10 protein-coding genes are annotated in these 12,623 nt (G+C 64.1%); 4 read left to right on the top strand and 6 right to left on the bottom strand.

What is annotated here, in order from left to right; genetic code table 11:
* Nucleotides 1–14: 14 nt before the first annotated feature.
* The 3 genes from ACESL9_RS14470 to ACESL9_RS14460 form a co-directional block, all read right to left on the bottom strand.
* The gene (locus tag ACESL9_RS14470) at nt 15–752 is read right to left on the bottom strand and encodes a YgfZ/GcvT domain-containing protein (RefSeq protein WP_372612366.1); all 738 of its coding nucleotides are present in this window, start codon (nt 750–752) and stop codon (nt 15–17) included.
* A gap of 61 nt (nt 753–813) precedes the next feature.
* Complete coding sequence (locus ACESL9_RS14465) at nt 814–2,709, bottom strand: ABC transporter ATP-binding protein (protein ID WP_372612368.1); 1,896 nt, start codon at nt 2,707–2,709, stop codon at nt 814–816.
* Nucleotides 2,706–3,389, bottom strand: a complete 684-nt coding sequence (locus ACESL9_RS14460) for a fused DSP-PTPase phosphatase/NAD kinase-like protein (protein WP_372612370.1) — start codon at nt 3,387–3,389, stop codon at nt 2,706–2,708. The genes ACESL9_RS14465 and ACESL9_RS14460 overlap by 4 nt, the downstream gene beginning before the upstream one ends.
* Before the next feature lie 162 nt (nt 3,390–3,551).
* Here ACESL9_RS14460 and ACESL9_RS14455 point away from each other — a divergent pair, with 162 nt between their 5' ends.
* Nucleotides 3,552–4,754, top strand: coding sequence for a pyridoxal-phosphate-dependent aminotransferase family protein (locus ACESL9_RS14455; RefSeq protein ID WP_372612371.1), 1,203 nt, complete (start codon nt 3,552–3,554; stop codon nt 4,752–4,754).
* 65 nt (nt 4,755–4,819) lie between these two features.
* Here ACESL9_RS14455 and ACESL9_RS14450 read toward each other — a convergent pair whose 3' ends face one another.
* Both ACESL9_RS14450 and ACESL9_RS14445 read right to left on the bottom strand, forming a co-directional pair.
* Complete coding sequence (locus ACESL9_RS14450; RefSeq protein WP_372612373.1) at nt 4,820–5,023, bottom strand: histidinol phosphate aminotransferase; 204 nt, start codon at nt 5,021–5,023, stop codon at nt 4,820–4,822.
* Nucleotides 5,024–5,082: 59 nt separating this feature from the next.
* A complete protein-coding gene (locus ACESL9_RS14445) occupies nt 5,083–6,192 on the bottom strand; it encodes a pyridoxal phosphate-dependent aminotransferase (RefSeq protein ID WP_372612375.1) in 1,110 nt (369 codons plus the stop codon).
* A 175-nt stretch (nt 6,193–6,367) separates the two neighbouring features.
* Here ACESL9_RS14445 and ACESL9_RS14440 point away from each other — a divergent pair, with 175 nt between their 5' ends.
* Nucleotides 6,368–7,159 (top strand): crotonase/enoyl-CoA hydratase family protein, encoded by a 792-nt coding sequence (locus tag ACESL9_RS14440; protein WP_372612377.1) that lies wholly within the window; start codon nt 6,368–6,370, stop codon nt 7,157–7,159.
* Between the two features lie 324 nt (nt 7,160–7,483).
* Here the strand turns inward: ACESL9_RS14440 and ACESL9_RS14435 are convergent, their stop codons facing one another.
* Nucleotides 7,484–10,633: a valine--tRNA ligase gene (locus ACESL9_RS14435; RefSeq protein ID WP_372612379.1), complete on the bottom strand. Its 3,150-nt coding sequence runs from the start codon at nt 10,631–10,633 to the stop codon at nt 7,484–7,486.
* A gap of 109 nt (nt 10,634–10,742) precedes the next feature.
* Here ACESL9_RS14435 and ACESL9_RS14430 point away from each other — a divergent pair, with 109 nt between their 5' ends.
* Together ACESL9_RS14430 and ACESL9_RS14425 are read left to right on the top strand one after the other, a co-directional pair.
* Nucleotides 10,743–11,735 (top strand): zinc transporter ZntB, encoded by a 993-nt coding sequence (locus ACESL9_RS14430; protein ID WP_372612381.1) that lies wholly within the window; start codon nt 10,743–10,745, stop codon nt 11,733–11,735.
* A gap of 82 nt (nt 11,736–11,817) precedes the next feature.
* A partial coding sequence (locus tag ACESL9_RS14425; protein ID WP_372675043.1) for an amidase family protein occupies nt 11,818–12,623 on the top strand: 806 nt, incomplete at its 3' end.

Genomic DNA, 12,623 nt, shown 5'->3' with positions numbered 1-12,623 from the left:
TGGTGTAGCTGGTCTCAGTCTTTTTCCCAGGTAACCGCAACGTCACCCGCCATGAGCCCGTCGCCCGCCCGATCAAAGCGCAGATAGGCAATCGCATGATCGCCCGCGACGCTGTGAAGCTCTCCGGCGGGTTTGCCGTTTCCAGTGAGCGGCGTGCCGGGTTTCGCCGGACTTGAAAGGCGCACACGGGCAAGGCCCTTGCGTAACTGGGTCTTGTGTTTCATCCGGGCGGTCACTTCCTGCCCGACATAGCAGCCCTTGTGGAAATCGACGCCGTTCAACCGTTCGAATCCGGCCTCCAGAATGAACGTATCCGGAGTGAGTTCGATTCCGGTTTCGGGGATGCAGTGAGCGACGCGAAGGGCGGTCCAGTCGATTTCATCATCTGCTTGCGGCGTGTCGCGATACGCTCGCCAGCCCATGTCGGGGTGCCGCGGATCGCCGAATCCGTCCGATGGGGGGGTGCCGGTGCCCCTGTGAAGGTGCAAGGCAGTTTCCTCGATTTGCACATCGGCGCGCAGGCGATACATCGAAAGCCGCTGGATCGTCGGTGCGGCGATCGAGGCGTCGATGTCGAGAAGCACGGTATCGTCCGCCGGAATCAGGAAGAAGTCGGCGATGTATTTCCCTTGTGGCGTGAGAAAGGCGGCATAAACGATGCCATCTGCGAGCTTTGCCACGTCATTGGTCACGAGTCCCTGGAGAAACGCTTCCGTGTCTGGTCCGGTGATACGATAGATCGCACGGGTCATGGTTTCGTCTCCTGTCCGTTCGCCCATTGAATATATGTGTCGAAAGGTCCCTGAACAGGTGTCAGGGCGAGAAGAGTCTAACCAGACGCCCGATCAGTCCACGCGGCGCTTCGGAGGGGGCGCTGTTTCCCGCGTTCGATTTGGCCAGCCTGGCCTGCGCAACGCTGTCGGCGGTGGGGCCGTCGGTCTTGAACTGGAGCGCGTGAAGCCGAGCATAGATACCCCCGCGGGCAAGCAGTTCCTCATGCGTGCCCTGATCGACGACGCGGCCCCGGTCCATCACCACGATCCGATCGGCGTCGCGCACGGTCGAGAGCCGGTGAGCGATGACGATCGTGGTACGCCCCTTGGAGAGCTTTTCAAGCGCTTCCTGGACCACCTTCTCGGACTCGGCATCAAGGGCCGATGTCGCCTCGTCCAGCAGCAGGATGGGCGTATCGCGCAAGAGCGCGCGGGCAATCGCCACGCGCTGGCGCTGACCGCCCGAGAGGTTGGAGCCACGTGGTCCGACCTGCGTGTCGAGCCCCTGGGCCAGCTTGGGCAGGAAATCGGTGACATGGGCGGCCCTGAGCACCTTGTCGAGCTGTGCGTCGGAGACGTCGGTGCGGCCTAGCAGGATGTTTTCGCGCAGTGTTTCGTCGAACAGTGCCGCATCCTGGCTGACCACCGAGAAAAGATCGCGCAGGTCGCCAAGGGTCATGGCCGAGGCATCAACATTGCCGATCCGGACCTTGCCCTTCTGCGGATCGACAAGCCGGGTGAGAATGTTGAACACGGTTGACTTTCCTGCGCCGGACGCCCCGACAAGCGCGGTGGTCTTGCCCGGCTCGGCGATCAGGTCAAGCCCGCTGAGAACCGTGGTGTCGCCATAGGCCAGATGGACGTCAGACAGCGTGATTCCGGGCACCCCTGTGGGTGGGGGGACCGGGTTGCTGGGAGAGACGAGCGTCGGTTCGGCGTCATAGAGATCTTTGACCCGCTCCAGCCCCGAGGCCGCCACTTGCCACAGCCCTGCCATGGCGCCAATGCGGCGCAACGGTTCGAAGGCCAGGCCGATAGCGGTGAAGAAAGACATGAATTCACCAACCGTTTTCTCACCCTCGATGATTTCGCGCCCGCCGTAGTAGAGCACGCCGAAGAATCCGATCCCGGCCATGACATCGACAAGACCGGGGATGGCAGCAGAGCCTGCCGTGGTACGGACCTCGGTGCGAATGAGATCGCGCGAGAGCGACTTGTAGCGATTGGATTGATAGGTTTCGAGGCGGTTCAGTTTCACCGGGATGATCCCGTGAAAGACTTCGTCCAGCCGCGTGGCAAGCCTTGCTCCCAGATCGCGGGCTTCGCGCGCGCGTGCGCGAACGAAACGTTGCACAAGCTGGCTTGGCGCGATCAGCAGAGGCGCGCCGACCATCGCCACGAGCGTCCATTTCCAGTCGACCGAGAGCGCGACCCCGATCAGCACGACAAGCGAAATGAGGTCACGTCCCAGCCCGGTCATGAGTTTGGGCCAGACGTTGTTGACGGTGGTCACGTCGGTCTGCACCCGCTGGATCAGGAAACCGGGCGGGTGGGACTGGTGAAAGCCTCCGTCCTGCGTCATGATTCCATCGAGGAGATTGCAGCGCATGTCTGCGGCGACATTCTGGGCGATATAGGACAGGGCAGTTTTCTGGCCGAGTCCGGCCAGTGCGCGAATTAGAAAAATGCCCATCACCCCGAGACCGACCCATATGAGCGCGCCCTGATCACCGGCAACAAAGACGTCGTCGAACATGGGTCGCATCATGAGGGCGAGCGCCCCTTGCATCGCGCCTTCGAGGGCCATGAAGCAAAAGGCGAGAAGGATCACGATCCAATGCCTGCGCAGGAAATCGCGCCAGATCCATGTGACCAGTTCCCGGCTGCGGGTGCTGCCGGGCGCGGCCGGGTCGTGTTGCGGGGCAGGCGCGCTCATGCCGGTGGAACCTTGTCGTCGAAGCCCGCCTGAAGTGCGGCAGGGTTATATTCAGTGGCCACCCAGTCGGCGAAGCGGATCGGCGTGCGGGCGTTAAATGCCTCGTATGTGTCGAGAAAATAGTCAAGAATGCCGGTTCTCGTCCATTTGAAATGGATGAACCGGGGGCTGAGCATCTTGCGGGCTTGCGCAACGCTCGCCCCTTCCTGGGACAGGAGCCAGATCACCGAGGCGAGGCTGGCCCGGTCGGCGCCGGATTTGCAATGCATCAGAAACGGTTTTTCCAGCGTTGGAAAGGTCGCGATCAGATCCATGACCCTTTCGCGTTTGGGCGCCGAGCGGGCAGAAAGGCTCCGCTCGACCAGTGTGAGGCCGAGCGCCTCACAGTTTTCTCGTGCGAAGAGATATGGCGGGATAGGCGACGCGGCTCGCAGGAACAGGATCGTCTTGATACCGCGCGCCGCGTAATTCTCGAGCCGCGTGCGTGTCGGTTGGTTGGACCGATAGACGCCGGGTGCGACCTGCGCAAAGTTGGCCCAAGGAATACGCACGATCTCATGATCGAACCAGAGCATGTACTGTCTGGCCTTGCGTCGATCCTCGGGCGTGGCGAGCGAACTGACCTTGAGATCATCGCGCAGGTTTCGCCGCCAGGTGTGGAATTTTGCGATCGGCGTCATGCGCGGCATTCCGTTCATTCATTGGCCGGGTATCGGCCCTGATCAGGCCCCATGTAGACAAGGGGCCGCGATGTGGCAAGGCAGGCTGTCACCACGCCGGAACGGGATTGACGCCGGTCGGGCAGCGGCTAATGTCGCGCGAAATATCAGGAGAGCCCCAAGATGTCAGACACTGGTGGTCGTGAATACCTTGCCATTCCGGGACCTTCGGTGATGCCCGACAGGGTGCTCAGAGCGATGCACCGTCCGGCGCCGAACATATATGAGGGTGCGCTGCACGAGATGACGGCTACGCTCATCCCTGATCTGAAATACGTGGCGCGGACCGAGGGCCACGCGGCAATTTATGTTTCGAACGGACATGGCGCTTGGGAGGCGGCACTGGCCAATGTGCTCAACCCGGGCGACCGTGTGCTGATGCCAGCGACGGGTCGCTTTGGCCATGGTTGGGCCGACATGGCCGAAGGCCTGGGCGTCGAGGTCGAGATGATAGATTTCGGGCATGCCCGTCCGCTCGACCCGAACCGGGTGGAAGAGGCGCTGCTTGGTGATCGTGACGGGCGGATCAAGGCGGTGATCGCAACTCATGTGGATACATCGTCAAGTGTTCGCAACGACATGGCCGGGTTGCGCGGAGCGATCGACGCAGCGGGGCATGACGCGATCCTGATGGCTGATTGCATCGCTTCAATGGGCTGCGACCGGTTCGAGATGGATGCCTGGGGCGTCGACGTGGCCGTTGCCGGAAGCCAGAAAGGGCTGATGGTGCCGCCGGGGCTGGCTTTCGTTTTCTTCAATGACCGTGCGAACGCGACGCGGGCGCGGGTTAAGCGGGTCAGCCGATATTGGGATTGGGGGCCGCGAGCCAACCCCGAGATCTATTACCAGTATTTCGGCGGCACCGCCCCGACGCATCACCTTTTCGCGCTGCGCGAGGCGCTGGACATGATTCGCGAAGAGGGAATCGAGGCAATCTGGTCCCGGCATGCGCGCAACGCCCGTGCGATCTGGGCGGCCTGCGAGACGTGGGGGCAGGAAGGGCCTCTCACCCTCAACATCCGGGACCGCGCGTATCGCTCGCACGCGGTCACCGCGTTGCGCATCGGTCTGCCCCACGGGCCGCGCCTGCGCCGCTGGGTTCAGGAGCATGCCGGTCTGACGCTGGGCATTGGCTTGGGGATGTCGGAACCGGGAGACGAGAAGGGCGAGGGTTTTTTCCGGATGGGCCATATGGGGCATGTGAATGCGCAGATGATCATGGGCCTGCTGGGCGGGGTCGAGGCGGCATTCGCGGCGCTGGACATTCCCCGGGGCAGCGGGGCGCTTGAGGCGGCGGCAGCAGAATTGGCCCGGGTGGAGGGCTGAACCTGGCCTTGTCCTGCGTGTGGGGGGCGAAGATTCGAGTATTTTTCCCAATAATGAGACGAGTGTCAGTTCTTCGGCTCGCGAGCCTGTCGCATGCGATAATGGCCGAGGCGGGAAATCAGATAGTTCAGCAATACCGCAAGAACCAGCACGGCGGGCAGGCCGAAACTGACCCAGATCAGAAAGAAGGACCACAAGAGTTTCACCAGCGCCAGGACGAGTGCGGGACTGGTGCGGTCCGGTGCTGCGCGGTGGGTGCTGTCTTGCATGACGGTTCCTCTCCCGGGCAGTTAAGCGCGGAAAAGACGAACAGGCGGTAAAGATCGCGTCAGGCACGGGCAGCGGCGAGGGCCTCGGGCAGGTTCTTTTCCAGAAGGGCCAGGTCGGCGGGCCGGCCACAGCTGATGCGGATGCAACGGTTGCCCGGCGCGGCGAAGGGCATGCGCACGAAGATGCCACGGGCGACGAGTTGATCCAGAACGGACTTGGCAAAGGCGCCGTCGCCGCCGCAATCGACGGCCACGAAATTGGCGGCCGAAGGCAGCGCGACGAGCCCGTTCTTGGCGGCCATGCGGGTGATCTCTTCACGGGCATGGGCCACGTCGGCAATGGTCTGGGCGAGGTACTGCGGATCGTCGAGTGCGGCCAGCGCGCCGGCTTGCGCGGCACGGTTCATGCCGAAATGATTACGGATCTTGTTGAAGGCGTCGATCAGGGGTGCGGCCCCCATCGCATAGCCCACGCGCGCGCCGGCCATGCCGTATGCCTTGGAAAAGGTACGCATCCTTATGACGCGTGGATCGTCGATGTCGATCATGGGCGCGATCCCGGAGGGGGCGAATTCGACATACGCCTCATCTAGGATCAAGAGCGTGCCCTCGGGGATCATGTCAAGGGCGGCCTCGATTTCGGCGGCTTCGGTCCATGTGCCCATCGGGTTGTCGGGATTGGCGAAATAGACCAGTTTTGCCTCTGTCTCGGCGGCCTTTTCCAGCAGGGTGGGCAGGTCTTCGCGGTCGTCGCGATATGGGAGCTTGATCAGCTCGCCTCCGAAACCTGCAACGTGATAGTTGAAGGTGGGATAGGCGCCGTCAGAGGTGATGACGCGGTCACCGGGTTCGATGGTGAGCCGGGCAAGATAGCCCAGAAGCCCGTCGATGCCTTCGCCGACCATGATGTTTTCGGGCTGCACAGCGTGGTGGCGGGCAAGTGTGGCGCGCAGGTCGTGGCTTTCGGGGTCGCCGTACATCCAGATCTCGCTGGCGGCGCGCTGCATGGCTTTGATAGCCTTGGGCGAGGGGCCGAAGACGTTTTCATTGGCGCCGATGCGGGCGTCGAAAGCCGCGCCACGGGCGCGTTCCTGTGCCTCGGGGCCGACGAAGGGCACCGTGGCGGGCAGGGTTTGGGCAAGGCGGGTCAGGCGCGGTCCATGTGTCATGGCGCGAGTTAACCCGGATACGTGGGGCACGGCAAGATGGCGAATGCGTCCCCGTGTTGGACCGAGTATGGAGCCAAGGTGTTACCAAAGGCTTGATGGGGTGTGCCGCAGGGTCAGGGGTTCTCAGCGCTGCGATGACGCGGCAATCTTGGCCCAGACCAATGGAGGAATGCCGATGGCACGCGTGACAACGGAAATAATGGATCACATCGCCCATGTGACGCTGACCCGGGGGCACAAGATGAACGGGGTCGATACCGAGATGGCCGAGGCGATCGTGGCGGCGGGCGAGGCGCTGTGTGACAGGGCCGATATCCGCGCCGTGGTGCTGTCGGGCGAGGGGCGGGCGTTCTGTGCCGGGCTCGATGTGGCGAGTTTCGCGGCCCTGGCCGGGGGCGACCCGGAAGCGGTGGTGATGCCACGACGCGCCGGCAAGAATACCAATCTTTATCAGGAGGTTGCAATGGTTTGGCGCCGGGTGCCGGTGCCGGTGATCGCGAGCCTGCACGGGGTGGTTTTCGGGGCCGGGTTGCAACTGGCGTTGGGGGCGGATCTGCGGGTGGCGCATCCGGAGACCCGACTTTCCGTGATGGAGATGAAATGGGGGCTGGTGCCTGATATGGGGGGCATGGTGCTGATGCCGAAGCTGATGCGCTCGGACGTGATCCGGCGGCTGACCTATACCGGCGAGGAGATGTCGGCGGATCAGGCGCTGGGCTGGGGAATGGTCAGCGAGATCGCCGATGATCCGCTGGTGCGGGCGCGGCAAATAGCGGAATTGATTGCGAAAAAGAGTCCCAGCGCGATACGGGCGGCCAAGCGCCTGATCGCCGTGGCCGAAGGGGATGGGGGCGAGGATGCGGTTCTTCTGGCCGAGAGCCGGGAGCAGGCGGACCTTATCGGCAAGCCGCACCAGATGGAAGTGATCGCGGCCAACATGCAAAAGCGCGACCCGAAATTCACCTGACCGCGCGGTGGGGTTAACGCGGGTTTTCGCCCCCAAGACAGGGGGGTGAATCCCGGCTGCTGCCCGGCTGCCATCTGTGCACCCCCAGTTGGCGGCGCCGGGTACGTGGAATCCGGTTAACGCACCGTGCGGTGAGTGAGCCGCCGGGCAGGACCGGGGGTTTCACACCCCCGGACCCCCGTGGAGTATTTCCGGCAAGATGAAGCCGGGGATCAAAGCGTTCCGCGAAGAACCTGGGCGACAGCTGTTTGCGGAACGCGCGCTCCGTTGAAATGATGCGCGGCGTTCCGCCCTATCCCTGTCACAGGTATAAGGCGGAACGCTTTAGTCCAGTTCCGCGAGCCGTCGCATGGCGGATTTGAGGGTGGCCTCTTCCTCCTGCCGTGCGCGGAGGTTGTCGCGGGCTTCCTCGACGACCTCTTCGGGGGCGTTCTCGGCGAATTTTGGGTTGTCGAGCCGCCCCTTGAGCCCGCCGATCTCTTTCGCGAGCTTGTCGAGCGTCTTTTGCAGGCGGGCCTTTTCCGCGTCCACGTCGATGATGTCGGCGAGCGGCAGGCCGAACTCGCCGCCCTCGACGGGAATCGTGACGGTGCCCTTGGGGAAATCCGCCGCCTCGGTCAGGGTTTCGACGCGGGCGAGGCGCTTGATCATGACCTCGTTGCGCGCCCATGCAGCGCGGCCCGCATCATCGAGCGTGCGTTGCAGCATCGGCAGGTGCAGACCGGCGGGCACGTGCATCTGTTGGCGGGCGCTTCGGATTTCCTCGATCAGCGCGATCACCCAGTTCATTTCACGGTCTGCGGCGGGGTCGATCAGGTCGGTGCCGTATTCGGGCCAGTCGGTGAGCATGAGCTGGCCGTCGCGTTCAGCGGTCTGTTGCCAAAGCTCCTCGGTGATGAAGGGCATGATCGGGTGCAGCAGGATAAGCGTCTGGTCGATCACCCAGCGCATGGTGGCGCGGGTTTCATCGCGTGCGGCGCTGTCCTCGCCTTGCAGGAGGGGTTTGGAAAATTCCAGATACCAGTCGCAGAGCTTGCCCCATGTGAAGGCATAGAGCGCGTTGGCCGCGTCGTTGAAGCGATACTCCGCCAGCGCCGCATCAACGGTTTCGCGGGTGCGCGCGACCTCGCCCACGATCCATGTGTTGACCGTGGCTTGCGGTGTGGGAATGCCATCCGGGGCGGGGATGTCGTAAACTCCGTTCATCTCGGCAAAGCGTACGGCGTTCCAGATCTTGGTGCCGAAATTGCGATAGCCCTTGATCCGGTCGGTCGAAAGCTTGAGCACGCCACCGATGGCCGCCATCTGCGCCATGGTGAAGCGCAGCGCGTCGGCGCCGTATTCGCCCACGATCTCGAGTGGATCGACCACGTTGCCGCGGGTCTTGGACATTTTCTGGCCCTTCTCGTCGCGGACCAGTTGATGCAGGTAGACGGTGTGGAAGGGCTCGCGCCCGACCACGGCGAGCTGCATCATCATCATCCGGGCGACCCAGAAGAACAGGATGTCGAAGCCGGTGACGAGCACATCGGTGGGGAAATACTTGCGCAACTCCTCGGTGTCGTCGGGCCAGCCCAGCGTGCCGATGGGCCAGAGGCCGGAGGAGAACCAGGTGTCGAGCACGTCCGCGTCGCGCCAGAGCGGGTAGATCAGTTTCGTCGGATCCTGCGTCGCCTCGTATTCGGCAAAGCCTTCGGCCATTTCGTGAATGGCGCTGGCGCGGTCCGTGACCTCGGTGATGCGCATGTGGTTGAGCGGGGTGGGCAGGGAGGCAAGCACGTCCTGGAAGCCGGCCTTGACATGCTCGAAATCGGGCGCCGCGTGATGGCGTTCCTCGCCCAGGAGCAGGTGCTGGCGCGACAGGAAGCGCGACATCTCGACAAGGTCGAGCGCGCCGTCGCCCTCGTCGTCCTTGAACCCGTGCGACGCGAGGTCGAGCCCGTACCAGACCGGGATCCGGTGGCCCCACCACAGTTGGCGGCTGATGCACCAGGGTTCGATGTTCTCGAGCCAGTGGTAATAGGTTTTCTCGCCCGCTTCGGGGATGATTTTCGTGCGCCCCTCGCGCACCGCGTCGAGGGCGGGGCCGACGACCTGTGCGGCATCGACGAACCATTGATCGGTGAGCATAGGTTCGATCACCACCTGGGAGCGGTCGCCGAAGGGCTGCATGATGGGTCTCGATTCGACCAGCGGCACGATTTCGTCTGCGCCCTCGGCGCCGGGTTTGAGGGCGGTGGTGCCAAGCCGCGGATCGTCGGCGCGGGTCATCACGGCGAGGCCCTCGGCGGTGATTTCCTCGACCACTTTTTCGCGTGCCTCGAACCGGTCAAGGCCGCGCAGGTGGTCGGGCACGAGGTTGATCGCGTCGATCTCGGTCTCGGTAAAGGGGGTGCCGCGGGCATAATCCTGTGCCGCCGCGGCCTCGTCGGCGTAAGCGCGACCATCGGCGCGCATGTGGCCCTTGGTGTCCATCAGGCGATAGCAGGGGATACCGCTGCGCTTGGCCACGGCATAATCGTTGAAATCATGCGCGCCGGTGATCTTGACCGCGCCCGAGCCGAAATCGGGGTCGGGATACTCGTCGGTGATGATCGGGATCTGGCGGCGGTGTTCCTTGGGTCCGACGGGAATCTCGCAAAGTTTGCCCACGATGGGGGCATAGCGCGTGTCGGAGGGATGAACCGCCACCGCGCCATCGCCCAGCATGGTTTCGGGGCGGGTGGTGGCGATGGAGATGTAGTCGCGTTCCTCCTTGAGGATGACGTTGCCGTCCGCGTCCTTTTCCACATAGGTATAGGTCTCGCCCCCGGCGAGCGGGTATTTGAAATGCCACATGTGGCCCGGGGTTTCGATATTCTCGACTTCGAGGTCGGAAATCGCGGTTTCGAAATGCGGATCCCAGTTCACCAGCCGCTTGCCGCGATAGATGTAACCCTGGTTGTACATCTCGACGAAGACCTTGATGACGGCGTCGTGAAAATCCGGAGAGTTCTCGTGCCCGATGCGCGGATCGCCCGGGGCGCCGGCCATGGTAAAGGCGTTGCGCGACCAGTCGCAGGAACAGCCGAGGCGTTTCAATTGGTCGATGATGGTCGAGCCGTACTGGCCCTTCCATTCCCAGACCTTTTCGAGGAATTTCTGGCGCCCCAGTTCGCGGCGGCCGGGTTGGCCGGTTGCGGCCAGTTGCTTCTCGACCTGGAGCTGGGTTGCGATGCCGGCATGGTCCTGCCCGGGTTGCCAGAGCGTGTCGAAGCCGCGCATCCGGTGCCAGCGGATCAGGACGTCCTGCAACGTGTTGTTGAAGGCGTGCCCTACATGCAGCGCCCCGGTCACGTTGGGCGGCGGAATCATGATGCAGAAGGTTTCCTCGCGCGAGGCGTTGGCGCCCGCCTTGAAGGCGCCGGCCTTTTCCCATGCCTGGTAGATGCGCGCTTCGGCCTCGGCCGCGTTGAATGTCTTGTCCATTGCCATGATGAATGGTCCTGCTTGATCCGGAAACGGTTTCGGCATCCTCTATCCAATGAGGGCGCAAAGGGAAAGCGGGAAGGGTGCTTTTTGCCCGCGGAAAGGAAGGCAGGCGATGAGCGAGAGATTGGCATTCCGGCTCGATGGGCGGGGTGGTGCAAAGGAAATTGCGTTTCCAGAGGTGATCGCCGATGCGGTTGGCGAGGGGGTTCTCTGGCTGCACCTGTCGGGACAGCCCGACGAGATCGACGGTTGGGTGGAGGCGTCGGGGCTCGACCCGCTGGCGGTGGCGGCCCTGACCGCCGAGGAGACCCGGCCGCGTTGCACGGTGCACGAGGAGACGATCCTGATGAACCTGCGCGGCGTGAACCTGTCGCCGGGGGCCGAGCCCGAGGACATGGTGTCGCTGCGCAGCTACCTGTCGGAGCGGCTTGTCGTCACGCTGCAGCGCCGCCCGCTTTACGCGGTGCGCGACGTTCTGGCCGAATGCCAGGCCGGCCATGGGCCGGACAGCCCAGGGGAACTGATCGCGCGCATCGCGTTGCGGCTGGCCGACCGGGCCGAGCCGGTGGTGATGTCGCTCAATGAGCGGATCGACGATCTGGAGGATCAGGCCCTCGAGGCGAAGGGCATGGTGCGGCGCGGCGATCTGGCCGATGTGCGCCGGGTGGCGATCATGCTCAGGCGCTACATGTTCCCGCAGCGGGACGCGTTGACAACGCTTGAGATCGAGGACGCGCCATGGCTGCACCGCGCGGGACGGGGCCGACTGCGCGAGGCGACCGAACGGGTGACGCGGCTGGCCGAGGATCTGGATGCGATTCGCGATCGCTCGCAGATCGTGCATGACCAGATCATGGATGCGCGCGCCGAAGCGATGAACCGGCAGATGCTGATCCTCTCGGTGGTGGCGGCACTGTTCTTGCCGCTTGGGCTGATCACCGGGCTGCTGGGGATCAATGTGGGCGGCATTCCGGGCGCCGAGACAGGCTGGGCCTTCTGGGGAGTGTGCGGGTTCCTGGGGGTGGTCGTGGTGTTCCAGTTGTGGCTGTTCCGCTGGATGGGATTGATCGGGAAGGGTCGGGGCCAGTCGGCCGGTTTGCCGTGACGTTCCGTAGAGGCCCGCGACTATCTGTTTACGGTTCGGGGACGGGCGTGCTTTGCTGTGCCGGAGCCGAAGGGAGAGCGACATGGACGAGATCATCAAGTGGAGTGCAACCGCAACCGCGAAGGCGCTGGCCAGGGGCGATGTGAAGGTGGCCGAGGTGACGCGGGCGCATCTGGACCGGGTGGCGGAATGCGAGCCGGGGCTGCGCGCGGTGGTCGATCCGCTGGACGAGGCGGCGATGGAACAGGCCGAGGCGATGGATGCCAACCGCCCCAAGGAATTGCCCGCGCTCTGGGGCTTGCCGGTGACGGTCAAGACCAATGTCGATTTCGAGGGGCGCACCAACCCCAACGGCGTCCCGGCGCTGAACGAGGCGATCTGCGAACGCGACGCGCCGGTGGTGCGCAACCTGCGCGCGGGCGGTGCGGTGGTGATCGGGCGGACATCGACGCCGGAATTCAGCTTGCGCTTCTTTACTTCGAACCCGATCTGGGGGCGCACGCTCAACCCCTGGGACAAGGGGCTGACCTCGGGCGGCTCGTCTGGCGGGGCCTCGTCGGCGGTGGCCTGTGGCATGGGCGTGATGGGCCACGGCAATGACCTGGGCGGGAGCCTGCGCTACCCGGCCTATTGCGTGGGCGGCGCGACCTTGCGCCCGTCGATGGGGCGGGTGCCCGCGTTCAACCCCTCGGCCCCGGCCGAGCGCCCGCCGCTCCTGCAGTCGATGAGCGTTCAGGGCATGATCGCGCGCAGCATGGGCGATGTGCGCCTCTCCTATGACGTGTTGCGGCGGCGCTCGTCGGATGATCCGCTCTGGAATGCCGCACCCGACAGCGGGCGCGCGCGCGATGACGGCCCGCGGCGGATCGGCTGGTGCGTCGATCCGTT

Source organism: Aquicoccus sp. (genome assembly GCF_041686535.1).
In the GTDB taxonomy this organism is placed as follows: domain Bacteria; phylum Pseudomonadota; class Alphaproteobacteria; order Rhodobacterales; family Rhodobacteraceae; genus Aquicoccus.
The sequence above is the reverse complement of the archived record's forward strand: the minus strand, read 5'-3'. Positions and strand labels throughout refer to the sequence as shown.

Excerpts from the sequence above, each read along its gene's own strand:
- ACESL9_RS14470 (WP_372612366.1), bottom strand. The coding sequence starts at position 752 with ATGACCCGTGCGATCTATCGTATCACCGGACCAGACACGGAAGCGTTT.
- ACESL9_RS14465 (WP_372612368.1), bottom strand. The coding sequence starts at position 2,709 with ATGAGCGCGCCTGCCCCGCAACACGACCCGGCCGCGCCCGGCAGCACC.
- ACESL9_RS14460 (WP_372612370.1), bottom strand. The coding sequence starts at position 3,389 with ATGACGCCGATCGCAAAATTCCACACCTGGCGGCGAAACCTGCGCGAT.
- ACESL9_RS14455 (WP_372612371.1), top strand. The coding sequence starts at position 3,552 with ATGTCAGACACTGGTGGTCGTGAATACCTTGCCATTCCGGGACCTTCG.
- ACESL9_RS14450 (WP_372612373.1), bottom strand. The coding sequence starts at position 5,023 with ATGCAAGACAGCACCCACCGCGCAGCACCGGACCGCACCAGTCCCGCA.
- ACESL9_RS14445 (WP_372612375.1), bottom strand. The coding sequence starts at position 6,192 with ATGACACATGGACCGCGCCTGACCCGCCTTGCCCAAACCCTGCCCGCC.
- ACESL9_RS14440 (WP_372612377.1), top strand. The coding sequence starts at position 6,368 with ATGGCACGCGTGACAACGGAAATAATGGATCACATCGCCCATGTGACG.
- ACESL9_RS14435 (WP_372612379.1), bottom strand. The coding sequence starts at position 10,633 with ATGGCAATGGACAAGACATTCAACGCGGCCGAGGCCGAAGCGCGCATC.
- ACESL9_RS14430 (WP_372612381.1), top strand. The coding sequence starts at position 10,743 with ATGAGCGAGAGATTGGCATTCCGGCTCGATGGGCGGGGTGGTGCAAAG.